Here is a 16,673-nt window from a genome sequence, read left to right as displayed (position 1 = left end):
TGTCCAGTTGGTCAGTTTTTTGCATTGCTGGAGCAACCCGCTAAGACGGCCGTGCCAACAAGACCAAAAGGAGCTAGACCCGATGCACTCCACCACTCACCCGCGTCGCCCCCTGAAAAAATTGCTGTGCGCTATGGCTGCTGTCGTCGGACTGGGCTCTAGCCTGCTCGCATCGGCGGCAGACCCGTTGAAAGTCGGCTTCGTCTACATCGGTCCAATAGGCGACCACGGCTGGACCTATCAACATGAGCAAGGTCGCAAAGCCATGGTTGAAGCGCTGGGCGACAAGGTCACCACCAGCTATGTAGAGAACGTGCCGGAGGGCGCCGACGCCGAGCGGGTGATCCGCAACATGGCCAAGGGTGGCTACGATCTGGTCTTTACCACTTCGTTTGGTTACATGAACCCGACGCTGAAAGTTGCCAAGCAATTCCCGAAAGTGACCTTCGAACACGCGACCGGCTACAAGCAAGACAAGAACATGGGTACCTACCTGGCGCGCACCTATGAAGGTCGCTACGTCGGTGGGTTCCTGGCGGCAAAAATGACCAAGACCAAAAAAGTCGGTTACGTCGCCTCGTTCCCGATCCCGGAAGTACTGCGTGATATCGATGCCATCCAGTTGGCATTGAACAAATACAACCCCGGCACCGAGATCAAAGTCGTGTGGGTCAACTCCTGGTTCGATCCGGGCAAAGAAGCTGATGCTGCCAACGCGTTGATCGATCAGGGTGTGGACGTCATGTTCCAGCACACCGATAGTCCGGCGCCGATCCAGACAGCTGAACGTCGCGGTGTCTACGCAGTGGGTTATGCCTCGGACATGGCTCACTTCGGCCCGAAAGCAGTGCTGACCTCCATCGTCAACAACTGGGGACCGCACTACATTCAGGCGACCGAGGGCGTGATCAACGGGACCTGGAAATCTCAGGATTACTGGGGCGGCCTGAAGGAAGGCACGGTTGAACTGCCGATCAGCGATATCGTGCCTGCGGACGTAAAGGCTGAAGCCGAGAAAATCATCGCCGACATCAAGAGCGGCGAGTTCCACCCGTTCACAGGCCCAATCAAGGATCAGACCGGTGCAGTGAAAATCCCGGCTGGCAAAGTGGCGACCACTGCAGAACTGGCTTCGATGAACTATTACGTTGAAGGCATCAAGGCGGAATTGCCGAAGTAAGCGCTCTTCTTCCCTGACACAGCGCTGTCGCGCAGCAGGCAAGACCCTGTAGGAGCGAGCTTGCTCGCGATCCGGTTTATTGGTCGCCGTTTTTATCGCCTGAACTGACACTATCGCGAGCAAGCTCGCTCCTACAGAAACTCAGGCTTATCAGGTAGTTATATAGATGGCTCCTACAGGGGTCATCACAAGCTGAATAATCTGTATCAGGACAAGCACCGTGAACCAACTCCCGATCATCGACATCGCCCCGCTCTACAGCGATGACCAAATCGCCTGGCAAACCATTGCCCGGCAAATCGACCAGGCCTGTCGGGAGTGGGGTTTTTTCTATATCAAAGGCCACCCGATCAGCGCCGAGCGGATCGAACAAGTGGTGGGCACGGCGCAGCAATTCTTCGCCCTGCCACAAACTGAAAAACTCAAGATCGACATCACCCAGAGCCGTCATCACCGCGGCTATGGCGCTATTGCGACCGAACAGCTGGACCCGAATATACCGAGCGATCTCAAGGAAACCTTCGACATGGGCTTTCATTTGCCCGCCGATCATCCGGAGGTCGTCGCTGAAAAACCGTTGCGCGGCCCCAATCGCCATCCAGCCATGCCCGGCTGGGAAGCATTGATGGAGCAGCACTATTTAGACATGCAGGCCCTTGCGCAGAAGTTGCTTCAGGCAATCACTGTCGCGCTGGACATCGAGCGTGACTTCTTCGACAAACGCTTTGTCGCTCCGGTCAGCGTGCTGCGTTTTATCCATTACCCGCCGCGCCATACCGCTACCAGCGCCGAGCAACAAGGTGCAGGGGCACATACTGACTATGGCTGCATTACCCTGCTGCATCAGGATTCTGCCGGAGGTTTGCAGGTACGCGATGTGCGCGGGCAATGGATCGATGCGCCCCCCATCGACGGCACATTCGTGGTCAACATTGGTGACATGATGGCGCGCTGGAGCAACGACCGGTATGTGTCTACGCCACACCGGGTTGTCAGCCCGCTGGGTGTCGACCGCTACTCGATGCCGTTTTTCGTCGAGCCCAACCCGGATACCAGAATTGAATGCCTGCCTGGCTGCCAAAGCGAAACCAGGCCCGCACGCTATCCTGCAACCACCTGCTCTGAGTTCTTGTTGTCACGTTTTGCCGATACCTATGCGTACCGACGAGAGCAGGAGGCTGGGTAAATTTGAACCGCTTGGTCAGGTTTTGACCTCAAGAAGCCATGCTTCTGTAGAATGCCGGCCATCTGCACCTGATGAGAAAAGCACATGTACGATTGGTTGAACGCCCTGCCAAAGGCAGAACTGCACTTGCACCTGGAGGGTTCTCTGGAGCCCGAGTTGCTCTTTGCACTCGCCGAACGCAATAAGATCGCGCTGCCGTGGAATGACGTCGAGGCCCTGCGCGGAGCTTACGCCTTCAACAACCTGCAGGAATTCCTCGACCTCTATTACCAGGGCGCAGATGTACTGCGTACCGAGCAGGATTTTTACGACCTGACCTGGGCGTACCTGGAGCGCTGCAAGGCCCAGAACGTGATTCACACCGAGCCCTTCTTTGATCCGCAAACCCATACCGACCGGGGTATACCGTTTGAAGTCGTGCTGAACGGCATCACTGGCGCCCTGAAAGACGGTCAGTCGAAACTGGGTATCAGCAGTGGTCTGATCCTCAGCTTCCTGCGTCATTTGAGCGAGGAGGAAGCGGAAAAAACCCTCGACCAGGCGCTACCGTTTCGCGATGCATTCGTCGCCGTGGGCCTGGACAGCTCGGAGATGGGCCATCCACCCAGCAAGTTCAAGCGCGTTTTTGATCGTGCGCGTAACGAAGGCTTCCTGACCGTAGCTCATGCTGGCGAAGAAGGTCCGCCGGAGTACATATGGGAAGCGCTGGACCTGCTTAAAATCCAGCGTATTGACCACGGTGTACGGGCAATCGAAGACGAACGTCTGATGCAGCGTATTATCGACGAGCAGATCCCGCTGACTGTTTGCCCGCTTTCGAACACCAAGCTCTGCGTCTTCGATGACATGGCAAAGCACAACATTCTCGACATGCTTGAGCGTGGCGTGAAGGTCACGGTGAATTCCGACGATCCAGCTTATTTCGGCGGCTATGTCACCGAGAACTTCCATGCGCTGTATACCCATTTGGGCATGACTGAAGACCAGGCAAAACGTCTGGCGCAAAACAGTCTGGATGCTCGCCTGATCAAGCCTTGATCTGATCGCACGTCACGCGGCAGCCGCGATCTTGTCGATCTCGCGCTGCCCGCTGGATGACACCTGCAGGGTGCTGGACTCTTCAGTCGTGCGTAACCAGCCCATCTGAATGAAAAGCTGCAGCAACCCTGCCCCCAGCGCACCGCCCAGGTGCGGAGTGAATTCGCCCCTGTCGGCACAGGCACAGACCGTTTCGCGCTGACGAAGCGCAAGCGCAGGTATGTAAATCCCACGCTCGGCAAACTTTGCCATACCTACGCTGGTGACCTCGACCCGCTGCTCCTGTTGTTCGATCCACCCCGCCCCCAGAAGCCGTTGATAAAGCTCGGCGGCCATGTCTCCCCCCAAGTGATCACAGCAGATACGGGCCTCCCTCAATGGCATGGAAGACGAAGGTTGCGCCACATTCCGGTTGATCTGCGCAGTACTGACAACAGAGGCACATGCCAGCGCTTCAAGTGCTGTCGCTACTTGTGGCCCCGCCAAACGGAAAAAACGTTTGCGACCTCGCACCTCCTGCTTCAACAGCCCGCCAGACGCCAGGCGTGCCAAATGGGCACCAGCCGATGATGTCGTCAGGCCCGCAAGCAGAGCCAGCTCATTAGCGGGTCGAGCAGTTCCATCCATCAAGGCCCAAATCATTGCACTACGCTTCGGGTCAGCCAGCAGTGTTGCAACGTGACTGATGCAAGGTGCATATTCCATATGTTCACTCCCTGTTGAAACATCATCTATCGCGATGAAATGGTGGCAGCAATCAAGTTGTAATCAAGAAGCCACGCCGCCAAATTCGAAGCCGTAATGAGCCAGTGAAACAGCGGTCCTCAAGTGACCAACAGCATCTAACTGCCGGCCCCTCCCGACATCAACCATGAATCCAAATTCGGATAGCCAGTATAAGCCTTGAAACCTTTCACCCTATCAGGCAAAAAACTCATCACCCCGACGTGATCCAGTCCCTTTTGACTAACCTAGCCCAAGCTTTTACGGCTAGACAACTTCTGAAAAAATCAAAAAGGACTCACTTAAACCCCAGATACAAAGGCTTTCCGCTCCTCCAGAAGAAAATCCGCAACGCTGCACAAGGCATTTTCCTACAGCCATGCCACCAAAAAACGCTCAATAAAATAAGACAATTAGTAGAGCTCATGTTCGCAGCTAGTTACCATCAATCATATTTACGCTCGTCATTTTCCGAAATATCCGTAGGACGAATCCACTAAACATGTAGCCAACAACAGCAAAACATTGAAGGAATATAAACCGAGACTGCCTGGCTTATTATTTACATCCGACAAATAGCCACACCCACACTTAATGGGCCGTTAATTAATCAGCATTTGCGGTGGGGACTACTTATCAGTGAGTAAGCTCCCGCGAAACATTCGCGGGAGCTTCAACATCAGGGCTGGCGGTTCAATGTATCGCGCTGGTTCTGCAAGCGGCGGGTCAGTACCGAAATGCTGACCGCCAGTGCGCCACACGTGCTGATCACCAGCGCCATGGGTACGGCGGTGCCGTCGTGCAGCACGCCAACCATTGCAGCAGCACCCGCCGCCACGCTGAACTGCAGGCAACCCAGCATCGCAGACGCGCTTCCGGCGCGAGCCCATTGGCCATTCATTGCGCAGGCCGAGGCATTCGGGATGATGCACCCCAAGCTGGCAATGCAGATGAACAACGGCACTAGCAACGGCCAGAGTTGCTCGGTGCGCAAACCTGTAATGGCCAGCAATACCAAGGCTGCGGCGAGGTAGATCCAGATCGTCCGTGACAACAGAAACGCTGGCCCTCGCTTCCCTACCAGCCGTGCATTGAGCTGTGCTATCAGAATGAAGCCGGCCGCGTTGGTACCGAACAACCACCCATAATGCTCAGCGGGTACGCCATAAAGTTTGATGAATACGAAAGGCGAGCCTGCGATATAGGAAAACATCCCGGCCATGGCAATACCGCCCGTCAACGCATGCCCAAGGAAAATGCGATCACCCAACAAACTGCGGTATTGAGTCAGGGCCCCTGCCAGAGGCTGACGCGGATGGCTGGCTGGCATGCTCTCTGGTAACCCGAGTGCCACGGCCAGCGAAGCCAGCGCACTGAAGGCTGTCAGGCTGATAAAGATGGACTGCCAGCCATAGAGGTTGACCAGTAACCCGCCAAGCATGGGTGCAAGGATCGGGGCCAGGCCCATCACCAGCATCAATTGCGAGAAAACTTTGGCTGACTGCACAGCGTCGCACTTGTCGCTGACAATCGCCCTGGCAATCACCATTCCCGCGCAACCGCCCAGAGCCTGAACGAAGCGTGCGCCTATCAACCACTCCAGATTAGGGGCGAATGCGCAGGCCAATGAAGCCAGCGTAAACAGCGTCACACCAAACAGCAGCGGAACTCGTCTGCCAAAGCGGTCAGCCACCGGCCCGTAAGCCAGCTGACCAATGGAAAGCCCCAGAAAGTAAGACGCCAGGGTGAGCTGAACGTGTTTCTCATCTGTGCCAAACGCCAAGGCGATGGCCGGGAAACCAGGCAGGTAGAAATCGATAGCCAAAGGGCCGAAGGCGCTAAGCGCACCGAGAATCAGGATGGTACGAAGGTTCATGAGGCGTCCAGACAGTGCTCGTGCAGCCAGACAGTTTAACCGCGCGTGCAGAGGCTGAGTGTCAGGAGAAGGTAATTACTTCAAAAAGTTTCAGGTGCTGACCTTTGGGATCTCACCATTGACGCGATGTCGCAGAACCTGTGGGAGGCTCTATGCTGGCATGCAAACACAATTCCCGTGGGAGCTGAGCTTGCTCGCGATACAGTCACCGGAATCTGTCTGGGTAACCGGGGTGCTTTTATCGCGGGCAAGCCCGGCTCCCACAGGTAGCGTTTCAGTCATCAACCTTGAACCACCTGCGCCTGATACCCCTCCTCGCCAATCAGCCCCACAACTTCCTGAGCAGCAAGGTCGCTTTCGACAATCACCTCGCCAGTTGGCAAATCTATCTGTACCAGAGCGCTGGGGTCCCGGTCCTTGATTGCACTGGTGACGGCCTTAACGCAGTGCCCGCAGGTCATGCCTTGAACGTTGAATCTTTGCATGGTGCTACTCCTTCAAGCAGGGATGTGAATAACAATGAAGCCATGTTTGACCTTCCCATCGTGGCAAGGTCAAGTTTCTCTTTCATCTGCCGGGCTGGTATTCGGCGCAAGGCTCGGCCAAGCTGCATCATCACCGTCTACATCAGGAGTATCAGCGATGCGCTGGTCAGCATTGAGCCTCTTCGGCATTCTCGGTCTGTTGGCTGCTTCCCCGGCGGTTCAGGCCGATCAGGATTACGGCGTTCTGATCATTTCCCGCGAGCGACTGGAAGTTGCCACGTCGTGCGAGATCGGCATTTATATTCAGGACCAGCTCGCGGGCCGGGTGTTCCAGGAACAATCCGTATCCTTCAACCTGCCAGCAGGTAACGTCGCCATTCGCTTGCGCGTGCTGCCGGGCGCGGTATTCGGTTGCGATCCGGGCATGGAAGCGCAGAGCAACACCAACATCCGGATTCAAGCGGGCGATATCCTCAAGTATCGAATTGCAAGCAGCCTGAATGGTATGTATCTCAAGCGCGCCGATCTGAATTATTGATCTGGACTTGACCTTGTCCTCGTGGAAAGGTTGATCCTTGCAGGTAAATGCCTTCAGGGAGAAAGAACATGCTGAACCCGCTCAACTTCGATCTGCCGATTTCCGGCATGACCTGCGCCAGTTGCGCAGGTCGGGTCGAACGTGCGCTGAACAAGGTGCAAGGGGTCAAGACCGTCAGCGTCAACCTCGCGAATGAGCAGGCGCATATCGAGACGGACGGCGGGCCGGATACCGCGACCCTGATCGCAGCAGTTGAAAAAGCCGGGTACGGTGCCACCGCCCCTCAAGACCCGACAGCCAAAGCCGACCAACAACTACGCACGCTGAAACGCGAGCGCTGGACGTTGATTCTGGCAATCATGCTGTCGATCCCGCTGATTCTGCCAATGCTGCTGCAACCTCTGGGCATGCACTGGATGCTGCCCGCCTGGGCACAGTTCGCACTCGCCACGCCTGTTCAGTTTATTTTCGGGGCACGCTTTTACGTCGCCGCATGGAAAGCCGTGCGCGTTGGGGCTGGCAACATGGACCTGCTGGTTGCGCTGGGGACCAGTGCCGGATACGGCTTGAGTGTTTATGAATGGATGAATGCTACGCCCGGCGAAATGCCCCACTTGTATTTCGAGGCTTCGGCCGTCGTCATTGCCTTGGTATTGCTGGGCAAGTACCTGGAAAGCCGTGCCAAACGCCAGACCGCAAGCGCCATTCGGGCGCTGGAAGCGTTGCGCCCGGATCGCGCCCTGCAGGTCATCGATGGTCATGAGTACGACATCGCCATCAGCGCCTTGAATCTTGGCGATCTGGTACTGGTAAAACCGGGCGAGCGCTTCCCGGTAGATGGCGAAGTGATCGAAGGTCAAAGCCACGCTGACGAGGCGCTGATCAGCGGCGAAAGCCTGCCAGTGCCAAAACAGACAGGCGACAAAGTCACGGGCGGCGCTATCAATGGCGAAGGCCGCCTGCTGGTCAAGACCACAGCGCTGGGCACTGAAACGGTGCTGGCACGCATCATCCGGCTGGTCGAGGATGCTCAGGCAGGCAAGGCCCCCATCCAGAAGCTGGTGGACCGGGTCAGTCAGGTGTTCGTCCCTGCGGTCTTAGTCATCGCTGCGTTCACGTTCGCCGGTTGGCTGGTGGCAGGCGCCCCCATGGAAAGCGCGCTGATCAATGCTGTTGCGGTATTGGTCATCGCCTGCCCTTGTGCGCTGGGGTTGGCGACGCCCACGGCAATCATGGCCGGAACCGGCGTCGCGGCGCGCTACGGGATTTTGATCAAGGACGCGGAAGCACTGGAACGCGCACACGAAGTGACGACGGTAGTGTTCGACAAGACGGGTACGCTGACCTCGGGCACACCTCAGATCGCCCATTTCTGCGCCAAAGGCGGCAATGAAGAACAGGTACTGGAATGGGCTGGCGCTTTGCAGCGAGGCAGCGAACATCCGCTGGCTAAAGCCGTGCTGGATGCCTGCCGGGATTGGCATCTGAATCCGGTCAGCATTGAAAACAGTCATGCCCTCCCTGGTGTCGGTATTGCCGGAACGCTGGACGGACGCGACCTGGTCCTGGGCAACCGACGAATGCTTGAGCAGAGCGGCCTGCACATGGAAGAGCTGGCCGACGCAGCCCGTGCCTGGGAGGCCGAAGGCCGGACCTTGTCATGGTTGATCGAGCAAAGTCCGAACCCCGCTGTGCTCGGTCTGTTCGCCTTTGGCGACACACTCAAGCCCGGCGCGCGGCAAGCGGTCGAACAATTAGCGGCACGCAACATCAGCAGCCACTTGCTGACCGGTGATAACCACGGCAGCGCCAAAGTAGTTGCAGACGCACTGGGTATCCGTGACGTGCATTCCGAAGTGCTGCCTGCGGACAAAGCCGCGACAGTGGCAGACCTGAAACGCTACGGCGTGGTCGCCATGGTCGGCGATGGCATCAACGACGCTCCAGCGTTGGCCGCCGCCGACATCGGCATCGCCATGGGCGGCGGTACCGACGTGGCCATGCATGCGGCCGGTATCACCTTGATGCGCGGCGACCCGGCGCTGATTCCGGCAGCGTTGGAGATCAGCCGCAAGACCTACGCCAAGATCCGGCAAAACCTGTTCTGGGCTTTCGTCTATAACCTGATCGGCATCCCGCTGGCGGCGTTCGGTTTTCTCAACCCGGTATTGGCAGGCGCGGCCATGGCGTTGTCCAGCGTCAGCGTGGTGAGCAACGCCCTTCTGCTCAAGACATGGAAGCCCAAGGACTCAGGAACGCAGCCATGAATATCGGACAAGCCGCGAAACAGAGCGGACTGAGCGCCAAAATGATTCGCTACTACGAAGCCACAGGGCTGCTGCAAGCAGCGCACCGCAGTGAGAGCGGCTATCGCCTGTATGGCAAAGATGATCTGCACACACTTGCGTTCATCAAGCGCTCGCGGGATCTGGGGTTTTCTCTGGAGGAAGTGGGTAAATTGCTGACGCTTTGGCAAGACCGGCAACGCGCCAGCGCCGACGTCAAAGCACTGGCCCGTCAGCATATCGGTGAACTGAACCAGAAAATCGAAGAGCTCGCGAGCCTGCGCGACACCTTGCAGGAACTGGTTGAACATTGCCAAGGCGACGACCGCCCGGACTGCCCGATTCTCAAGGACCTGGCTTCGGGTGGGTGTTGTGGGTAGGTGACCTCGCAGGTGACACCCACACCTTGTGGGAGCCGAGCTTGCTCGGCTCCCACAGGGGAACAGCGTTCCAACCCAAATGACAGTGGACGATATTGGCAGCCTTCCGCCCACAAAAAACCCGGCCTGAGCCGGGTTTTTATTAACTGCCGATCACTGCATCCAGGGCGGAGGCGGCTCTTCGGCAGTCTTGCTCGGTGGGGCATCGTCGGCAGCGCGAGCAGCCTGGCGACGGTCTTCGTCCAGACGAGCCGCTTCGATTTCGCGAAGCACACCGCCTACATCGGCCTCATCTTCCGGCTCATCGAACTCACCGGTCAGCACGGTCGATGGCGACAAGGTACCGGCTTCGTAGTACGACCACATTTCCTTGGCGTACTTGGTTTTACGCAACTCCGGCGCAAAGCGGCCAAAGTAGGACGCCATGTTGCCCACATCACGCTCCAGCATGCTGAACGCGTGGTTGTTACCGGCAGCATCCACTGCCTGAGGCAAATCGATGATCACCGGGCCAGTCGGGGTCAACAGCACGTTGAACTCGGAAAGGTCACCATGCACCAAACCGGTACATAACATCAGTACGATCTGTTCGATCAGAAAGGCGTGATACTCGCGAGCCTGATCGGGCTCAAGAACCACATCGTTCAATCGCGGAGCGGCATCGCCGTACTCGTCGGCAATCATCTCCATGAGCAACACGCCTTCAAGGAAGTCGTACGGCTTGGGGACCCGGACACCTGCGCCAGCCAGCCGGAACAGCGCCGCCACTTCGGCGTTCTGCCAGGCGTCCTCTGTTTCCTTACGGCCGAACTTCGAACCCTTGGCCATTGCTCGAGCCTGACGGCTGTTGCGAACCTTGCGGCCTTCCTGATACTCCGAAGCCTGACGGAAACTACGTTTATTCGCCTCCTTGTAAACCTTGGCACACCGCAGCTCATTGCCACAGCGCACCACATAAACAGCTGCCTCTTTACCGCTCATCAGCGGGCGCAGCACCTCGTCCACCAGACCGTCCTCGATCAGGGGTTCAATGCGTTTAGGAGTTTTCATCAGCTTTTATTGTGGGTCCTTCGTTGCCAAACACGCGATTGTTGCCCGTTATACGGCAATCCTCTGCCAGCGAGTAGTGGGAGCTGACGTTTGATGTGGATAGTTTCTGTCGGAAAATCCCTCATCGTCCCGGTATAAAGCAGCTTTCATGCCGTAAGAGAGCAAAAAACAAACCGTGCTCACAGGGTAAGAAACTTCACCGACTGCACGCATCGCGGAAGACAATCAGGGTCAATCACTGCTTGAAAAGTTCACCGGGAGTAAACCCGAACAGGCCCTTGAACGCCGCAATGAATGCAGAGGTAGAGTCGTAGCCACAGGCCAACGCCGTGTTGGTCACGCTGTCGCCATTTTCCAGCGCACCGAGAGAAGACAGCAGCCGTGCTCTCTGCCGCCAGCCGCGAAAGCTCAACCCCGTTTCGCGCTGAAACAGACGCATCAGGGTTTTCTCCGAAGCGCCCAGTCGCACGGCCCAATCATGCAGGGTGATCAGTTGGCCGGGGTCTTCAATCAATTCGTTGCACAGTTCCAAAAGACGAGGATGCCGAGGCAAGGGCAGCGAAAAGCCCACCTCTGGCAGATGCGCCAATTGATCCATCAATACCTGCACCAATCGCGCTTCGCTGCTGTTACCCAGCGGGTATTCAGCCGGTAACTGACAGAAACTCTTGATCAACTCGCGAGCCAGCGGCGTCACCTCAAGTACCCGACAGCGTTGCGGTGCCCACGCAGAGTCCTCTTTTCGCACGTAGAGGCTGCGCATTTCCGCACGCATAGAGGTCACCACTTCGTGCTCCAGACCGGCAGGTATCCAGACGCCCCACTGCGGTGGAGCGAAGAAGCTGCCTTCGGCGGTATGCACCCCGAGCACCCCACTGATCGCGTAGGAGAACTGCACCCACTCGTGACGATGCGGAGGTGTCCAGGAACCGGCGCTCAGACTTTCGGCGCGGGCATACAACGGGCGCGGTAGTTGGCTCAGGGCGGGTATCTGTCGCTCGCTGCCTTGACGGTGCATGGGATTTTGTCCGTTAGTCGGTATGGAATGGCCTTATGTCGCAAGACGGCAGTGTACGAGTGAGTTAGCCTGCAGACATCCATTTTTACAATCAGCCGAGCCCCTATGTCTGTCCTTAAACATCTCAAACGCGTCGTCACCGACTGGTTCCTTTGCGGGATGGTCCTGGCCACAGTTCTGGCTTATTTCTTCCCGGGCTTCGGCGCGACCGGCGGCTCGATGCACGCCGAATACGTGATCAATATTGGCGTGTTCGTGGTTTTCTTCCTGCACGGCGTCAACCTTTCCAGCGAACAGATCAAACATGGTCTGAAGAACTGGCGCCTGCACATCATGGTGCAAGTCTTCACTTTCGTGGTTTTCCCGGTCATCTGGCTGGCCTGCGACAAGGCATTTGGTGCCTACGTCCCGGCATTGTTGATGCTGGGTTTCCTGTACCTGTGCGCACTGCCTTCGACCATTTCCTCTTCGGTAGCGTTGACCGGCAGCGCAGGTGGCAACGTCCCGGCGGCCATTCTCAACGCGAGCATGTCCAGCGTGTTCGGCATTTTCATGACGCCGTGGCTGGTCAGCTTGGTGATTGGCACCGGTTCTGGTGGCATCGATCTGGGTTCTACGCTGCTGGACCTGAGCCTGATGTTGCTGCTGCCACTCATCCTGGGCCAGTTGGTGCGTCCGTTGGTGGGCAAGTTTTTCGCCAGACACAAGAAGTACACCAACCTGATCGACAAGATCGTGATCCTGTTGCTGGTCTATGCGGCGTTCTGTAACTCCATGGTTTCAGGCCTCTGGCAAACCCAAGGCAATTCGGTGATTACCATGGCCTTCGTGGGCAGCGCGATGTTGCTGGTGGTGATCCTGCTCCTGACCACCGGTACGGCGCGGGTGCTGAAATTCAACCACGCAGATAAAGTTGCGGCAGTGTTCTGTGCGACCAAGAAGTCCTTGGCGGCCGGTGCGCCGATGGCAGCGCTGATCTTCGGCAACAATCCAGGCCTGGGTCTGATTCTGCTGCCGATCATGATCTATCACCCACTGCAGTTGATTGTGTGTTCGGTGATGGCTGAGAACTACGCCAACCGGCACAAGCAGCAATTGTCGGCAGAAGCACTGGAAGAAGCTCGGGCGGCTTGAGCATGGTGTGATCTTTGTAGGAGCTGGCGCAGGCTGCGAATCGGTCTATCTGATACATCGATTCGCAGCATTCGGCAGCTCCTACAAATTACATCACCGTTCAAGAATCGCCGTAACCCCCTGCCCGCCTGCCGCGCAGATGGATATCAATCCGCGCCCCTGACCCGCAACGCTTAACAACTTGGCCAGGTTGGCGACGATACGTCCGCCCGTGGCGGCAAACGGGTGACCGGCGGCTAATGAGCTGCCTTTGACGTTCATCTTGCTGCGATCAATCGAGCCCAAGGGCGCGTCCAGCCCGAGCCGGGTCTGGCAATAATCTGCGTCCTCCCACGCCTTGAGCGTGCACAACACCTGCGCGGCGAACGCTTCGTGAATCTCATAGTAATCGAAGTCCTGCAGGGTCAGGCCATTACGCGCCAATAGCCGAGGCACGGCATAGGCAGGCGCCATCAACAGACCTTCATTACCGTTGACGAAATCCACTGCCGCAGACTCGCCATCTCGCAGATACGCCAACACCGGCAACCCCCGTTCCCTGGCCCACTCCTCACTGGCCAATAGCACCAGTGAGGCGCCATCGGTCAGCGGTGTGGAGTTGCCCGCTGTCAGAGTCCCCTTGGCGCTACGCTCGAACGCCGGTTTCAGGCTGGCGAGCTTTTCGAGCGTCAGATCAGGGCGCAGGTTGTTGTCACGAGTCAGCCCCAGAAACGGCGTCATCAAGTCGTTCTGCCAGCCTTCGGTGTAGGCCGCGGCCATTTTCAGGTGGCTTTCCAGCGCCAATTGGTCTTGGGCATCGCGAGGAATATTCCAGCGCTGCGCCATCAATTCGCAATGCTGCCCCATGGACAGGCCTGTGCGCGGCTCGCCGTTACGCGGCAGTTCTGGCTTGAGATTATGTGGACGCAACTTCAACAAAAGCTTGAGTTTGTCGCCCATGGACTTAGTGCGATTGACCTGCAGCAAAATATTACGCAATTCTTCATTAACGCCAATTGGCGCATCGGAAGTCGTGTCTACGCCGCCCGCAATGCCGCATTCGATTTGCCCCAATGCAATCTTGTTGGCCACCAGCAACGCCGCCTCCAGGCCAGTACCGCAGGCCTGCTGTAGATCGTAGGCAGGAGTTTGCGGCGACAAGCGCGAGCCCAACACGCATTCGCGGGTCAGATTAAAGTCCCGGGAATGCTTGAGCACCGCCCCGGCAACCACCTCCCCCATGCGAACGCCGTGCAGGTTGAAGCGCTCGATCAAACCTTCCAGAGCAGCAGTCAGCATCTCTTGGTTGCTCGCAGTGGCGTACGGCCCGTTTGAGCGCGCGAACGGAATACGGTTACCGCCGACAATGGCGACCCGGCGTGGCTGATTCATTGAAAACTCCCTTTATTGATACGGATTCGCTGATGAGCAGCGTAGGGGATACTCGAACGAACGTCGCTTGAGTGTGGTCAACTCCTTTGAACCCCGACTCAAGGAGAGTGTTCCATGCCGTCTGATCGCTACATAGATTTTGCCAACTCCGACCTGGGCAGCCGCCTGGTCGGCGCTATTGGCCTGCCAAAACCGGTCAGACTGGAACGCTGGCAGGCCGGGCGTCTGCGACCTGTTGAAGGAACGCTGCTGATCAGCGCCGGGCCACTGGCGGATCAAGTCAGACTTTTTGCGCAACGCCTGACCGAATCAATCTACAGCTTTGGCTCAGAAGTGCCGGGCGCAACGGCCTGGATTGCCGACCAAGGGCCTAAGATTAAAGCCGTAGTGTTTGACGCCAGTGCCTTTACGCGCACCGAAGACCTCAAGCAGTTACGCGAATTCTTTCAGCCATTGCTGAAAAATCTGGATAACAGCGCGCATGTAGTGATTCTTGGCCACGCCCCCGCCAGCCTGCAGGAACCACTGGCCGCCAGCACCCAGCAAGCACTCGAAGGCTTCAGCCGCTCGCTGGCCAAAGAGATGCGCAATGGCGGCACTGTGCAGTTGCTGCAAGTGGACAGCGGTGCCGAGGATCAGCTTGAAGGTGCGCTGAGGTTTTTCCTGTCACCCAAGAGCGCGTTTATCTCGGGTCAGGTCATCCGCCTGAGTCCTTGCCCGACCCAGGTGCAGGACTGGAGCCGTCCGCTCAGTGGCCGCAAAGCGTTGGTCACTGGCGCTGCGCGTGGTATCGGTGCCGCGATTGCCGAAACACTGGCCCGCGACGGAGCCGAAGTCACATTGCTTGACGTTCCTCAGGCCAAGTCTGATCTGGAAGCATTGGCCGCACGGCTGGGCGGAAAGGCGCTAACGCTGGACATCGGCGCGGCTGATGCAGGCGCGCAGTTGATCGAACACTTGCAAGGTGGCATCGATATCCTGGTTCATAACGCCGGCATTACTCGTGACAAGACGCTGGCCAATATGTCTGCCGATTTCTGGGACTCAGTGCTGTCGGTCAACCTCAACGCCCCCCAAGTGTTGACCGAAGCGCTGCTGGACAGTGGCACCTTGCGTGATAACGGCCGCGTCATCCTCCTCGCCTCAATCAGCGGGCTTGCAGGCAATCGAGGCCAAACCAATTACACCACCAGTAAAGCAGGCCTGATCGGGCTGGCTCGCGCCCTTGCCCCGGTCCTGAATGAGCGTGGTATCAGCATCAACGCAGTCGCACCTGGCTTCATCGAAACCAAAATGACCACGAGCATGCCGTTCGCCCTGCGAGAAGCCGGGCGGCGCATGAGTTCTCTGGGTCAAGGGGGCTTGCCACAAGATGTGGCAGAGGCTGTTGCCTGGCTGGCTCAACCAGGTGCTGGCGCCGTCAGTGGCCAGGTGTTGCGGGTCTGTGGTCAAAGCGTCATCGGCGCGTGACCAGCAGACGATAATCAGAGCAAGGAGATGCACGATGAGCGCTCATTGGCGATACCTGGATTCCCTGCCCACCCTGCCGAATCTATTCGTGCAGGCAGCATTGCGGCGCAAGGTAACCGGTACTGAACTACCCGAGATCGGGCTACGCTGCTGGACTTCAGTAGATGCGCAGAAACTGACCCAATACCGCGAAGTGTGCGGTTTCAGTGAAAACAGCCTGCTGCCTCCAACCTATCCACATGTGCTGGCGTTCAACCTGCAAATGCAGCTTATGACTGCCAAGGATTTTCCCTTCCCTTTATTGGGGCTGATACACCTGAGTAACCGCATCAAGATTCATCGGCCTCTCGGCAGCGTGAGCAAGGTGTACGTGGGCGTGCAGGCCGAGAACCTGCAGCCCCATGAGAAAGGTGCGACGTTCAGCCTGATCACTCAAGTTGAAGACTCAATGGGTCTGTTATGGGAAGAAGAAAGCACGATGCTGTGCCGGGGTGTAAACCTCGAAGGCGCAGCCATCGGTGAGTTCGAACCCGCCCCATTACCCGTCACGGAAGTTGCACGCTGGCAAGCGACAGCGGAGATTGGTCGGCGTTACGCCAAGGTGTCCGGTGATTACAACCCGATTCACCTGAGTGCGCCCAGCGCCAGGTTATTCGGCTTCCCCAAGGCGATTGCCCATGGCATGTGGCTCAAGGCGAGAACCCTGGCTTTTCTGGCCAATCATCTTCCGGCGTCCAATGTGGACATCAGCGTGCAGTTCCAGAAACCCGTCCGCTTGCCCAGCGAGATAGTGCTGTCAGCCAGCGCCGCCGGGTCTCACGGTCAGTTCCGCCTGGAAGGTGCGCCAGAGTTGGTGCATATGGTGGGAAGCTGGCAGCCGGTGACGGAATAGCAGCGCAGCCTAGGCACCTGACATCACGCTGTCGCGCAGCAAACACG

15 protein-coding genes are annotated in these 16,673 nt (G+C 57.6%); 9 read left to right on the top strand and 6 right to left on the bottom strand.

Annotated features, from left to right (window positions below; translation table 11 throughout):
* Positions 1-82: 82 nt before the first annotated feature.
* The 3 genes from ACYASS_RS05090 (at position 83) to ACYASS_RS05080 (ending at position 3,404) form a co-directional block, all read left to right on the top strand.
* Positions 83-1,180 carry a BMP family ABC transporter substrate-binding protein gene (locus ACYASS_RS05090; protein ID WP_463585303.1) on the top strand — a complete coding sequence of 366 codons (1,098 nt, stop codon included), beginning with the start codon at positions 83-85 and terminating at the stop codon, positions 1,178-1,180.
* A 220-nt stretch (positions 1,181-1,400) separates the two neighbouring features.
* Positions 1,401-2,366: an isopenicillin N synthase family dioxygenase gene (locus tag ACYASS_RS05085; protein WP_463585302.1), complete on the top strand. Its 966-nt coding sequence runs from the start codon at positions 1,401-1,403 to the stop codon at positions 2,364-2,366.
* An 84-nt stretch (positions 2,367-2,450) separates the two neighbouring features.
* Complete coding sequence (locus ACYASS_RS05080; RefSeq protein WP_122662557.1) at positions 2,451-3,404, top strand: adenosine deaminase; 954 nt, start codon at positions 2,451-2,453, stop codon at positions 3,402-3,404.
* Positions 3,405-3,416: 12 nt separating this feature from the next.
* On the opposite strand, the gene ACYASS_RS05075 is transcribed toward ACYASS_RS05080, so the two are convergent.
* The 3 genes from ACYASS_RS05075 to ACYASS_RS05065 form a co-directional block, all read right to left on the bottom strand.
* Positions 3,417-4,109, bottom strand: a complete 693-nt coding sequence (locus tag ACYASS_RS05075; protein WP_243247864.1) for an ArsR/SmtB family transcription factor — start codon at positions 4,107-4,109, stop codon at positions 3,417-3,419.
* A 697-nt stretch (positions 4,110-4,806) separates the two neighbouring features.
* A complete protein-coding gene (locus tag ACYASS_RS05070; RefSeq protein ID WP_463585301.1) occupies positions 4,807-6,003 on the bottom strand; it encodes a multidrug effflux MFS transporter in 1,197 nt (398 codons plus the stop codon).
* Positions 6,004-6,284: 281 nt separating this feature from the next.
* A complete protein-coding gene (locus tag ACYASS_RS05065) occupies positions 6,285-6,488 on the bottom strand; it encodes a heavy-metal-associated domain-containing protein (protein ID WP_122662547.1) in 204 nt (67 codons plus the stop codon).
* 157 nt (positions 6,489-6,645) lie between these two features.
* Here ACYASS_RS05065 and ACYASS_RS05060 point away from each other — a divergent pair, with 157 nt between their 5' ends.
* The 3 genes from ACYASS_RS05060 to cueR all read left to right on the top strand — a co-directional run bounded on the left by ACYASS_RS05060 (position 6,646) and on the right by cueR (position 9,691).
* Positions 6,646-7,026: a hypothetical protein gene (locus ACYASS_RS05060; protein WP_122662545.1), complete on the top strand. Its 381-nt coding sequence runs from the start codon at positions 6,646-6,648 to the stop codon at positions 7,024-7,026.
* 68 nt (positions 7,027-7,094) lie between these two features.
* Complete coding sequence (locus tag ACYASS_RS05055) at positions 7,095-9,293, top strand: heavy metal translocating P-type ATPase (RefSeq protein WP_463585300.1); 2,199 nt, start codon at positions 7,095-7,097, stop codon at positions 9,291-9,293.
* Complete coding sequence (gene cueR, locus ACYASS_RS05050; RefSeq protein WP_463585299.1) at positions 9,290-9,691, top strand: Cu(I)-responsive transcriptional regulator; 402 nt, start codon at positions 9,290-9,292, stop codon at positions 9,689-9,691. The genes ACYASS_RS05055 and cueR overlap by 4 nt, the downstream gene beginning before the upstream one ends.
* 153 nt (positions 9,692-9,844) lie before the next feature.
* Here cueR and ACYASS_RS05045 read toward each other — a convergent pair whose 3' ends face one another.
* Together ACYASS_RS05045 and ACYASS_RS05040 are read right to left on the bottom strand one after the other, a co-directional pair.
* Positions 9,845-10,741 (bottom strand): PA4780 family RIO1-like protein kinase, encoded by an 897-nt coding sequence (locus tag ACYASS_RS05045; RefSeq protein WP_243247860.1) that lies wholly within the window; start codon positions 10,739-10,741, stop codon positions 9,845-9,847.
* Positions 10,742-10,976: 235 nt separating this feature from the next.
* Positions 10,977-11,759 (bottom strand): AraC family transcriptional regulator, encoded by a 783-nt coding sequence (locus tag ACYASS_RS05040; RefSeq protein ID WP_463585298.1) that lies wholly within the window; start codon positions 11,757-11,759, stop codon positions 10,977-10,979.
* Between the two features lie 105 nt (positions 11,760-11,864).
* Between ACYASS_RS05040 and ACYASS_RS05035 the strand changes: the two genes are divergently transcribed.
* Complete coding sequence (locus ACYASS_RS05035; RefSeq protein WP_463585297.1) at positions 11,865-12,893, top strand: bile acid:sodium symporter family protein; 1,029 nt, start codon at positions 11,865-11,867, stop codon at positions 12,891-12,893.
* A 93-nt stretch (positions 12,894-12,986) separates the two neighbouring features.
* Here ACYASS_RS05035 and ACYASS_RS05030 read toward each other — a convergent pair whose 3' ends face one another.
* Positions 12,987-14,264, bottom strand: coding sequence for an acetyl-CoA C-acetyltransferase (locus ACYASS_RS05030; protein ID WP_463585296.1), 1,278 nt, complete (start codon positions 14,262-14,264; stop codon positions 12,987-12,989).
* A gap of 114 nt (positions 14,265-14,378) precedes the next feature.
* Here ACYASS_RS05030 and ACYASS_RS05025 point away from each other — a divergent pair, with 114 nt between their 5' ends.
* Positions 14,379-15,734, top strand: coding sequence for a 3-oxoacyl-ACP reductase (locus ACYASS_RS05025; protein WP_463585295.1), 1,356 nt, complete (start codon positions 14,379-14,381; stop codon positions 15,732-15,734).
* A gap of 34 nt (positions 15,735-15,768) precedes the next feature.
* On the top strand, positions 15,769-16,626 hold the full coding sequence (locus ACYASS_RS05020) for a MaoC family dehydratase (protein ID WP_463585294.1): 858 nt from the start codon (positions 15,769-15,771) through the stop codon (positions 16,624-16,626).
* Positions 16,627-16,673 lie beyond the last annotated feature (47 nt).

The organism is Pseudomonas sp. HP_14, assembly GCF_055283875.1.
The sequence above is the reverse complement of the archived record's forward strand: the minus strand, read 5'-3'. Positions and strand labels throughout refer to the sequence as shown.

Bases quoted from the DNA above. Each gene is read 5' to 3' on its own strand.
- ACYASS_RS05090 (WP_463585303.1), top strand. From the start codon at position 83: ATGCACTCCACCACTCACCCGCGTCGCCCCCTGAAAAAATTGCTGTGC.
- ACYASS_RS05080 (WP_122662557.1), top strand. From the start codon at position 2,451: ATGTACGATTGGTTGAACGCCCTGCCAAAGGCAGAACTGCACTTGCAC.
- ACYASS_RS05075 (WP_243247864.1), bottom strand. From the start codon at position 4,109: ATGGAATATGCACCTTGCATCAGTCACGTTGCAACACTGCTGGCTGAC.
- ACYASS_RS05070 (WP_463585301.1), bottom strand. From the start codon at position 6,003: ATGAACCTTCGTACCATCCTGATTCTCGGTGCGCTTAGCGCCTTCGGC.
- ACYASS_RS05065 (WP_122662547.1), bottom strand. From the start codon at position 6,488: ATGCAAAGATTCAACGTTCAAGGCATGACCTGCGGGCACTGCGTTAAG.
- ACYASS_RS05060 (WP_122662545.1), top strand. From the start codon at position 6,646: ATGCGCTGGTCAGCATTGAGCCTCTTCGGCATTCTCGGTCTGTTGGCT.
- ACYASS_RS05055 (WP_463585300.1), top strand. From the start codon at position 7,095: ATGCTGAACCCGCTCAACTTCGATCTGCCGATTTCCGGCATGACCTGC.
- cueR (WP_463585299.1), top strand. From the start codon at position 9,290: ATGAATATCGGACAAGCCGCGAAACAGAGCGGACTGAGCGCCAAAATG.
- ACYASS_RS05045 (WP_243247860.1), bottom strand. From the start codon at position 10,741: ATGAAAACTCCTAAACGCATTGAACCCCTGATCGAGGACGGTCTGGTG.
- ACYASS_RS05040 (WP_463585298.1), bottom strand. From the start codon at position 11,759: ATGCACCGTCAAGGCAGCGAGCGACAGATACCCGCCCTGAGCCAACTA.
- ACYASS_RS05035 (WP_463585297.1), top strand. From the start codon at position 11,865: ATGTCTGTCCTTAAACATCTCAAACGCGTCGTCACCGACTGGTTCCTT.
- ACYASS_RS05030 (WP_463585296.1), bottom strand. From the start codon at position 14,264: ATGAATCAGCCACGCCGGGTCGCCATTGTCGGCGGTAACCGTATTCCG.
- ACYASS_RS05025 (WP_463585295.1), top strand. From the start codon at position 14,379: ATGCCGTCTGATCGCTACATAGATTTTGCCAACTCCGACCTGGGCAGC.
- ACYASS_RS05020 (WP_463585294.1), top strand. From the start codon at position 15,769: ATGAGCGCTCATTGGCGATACCTGGATTCCCTGCCCACCCTGCCGAAT.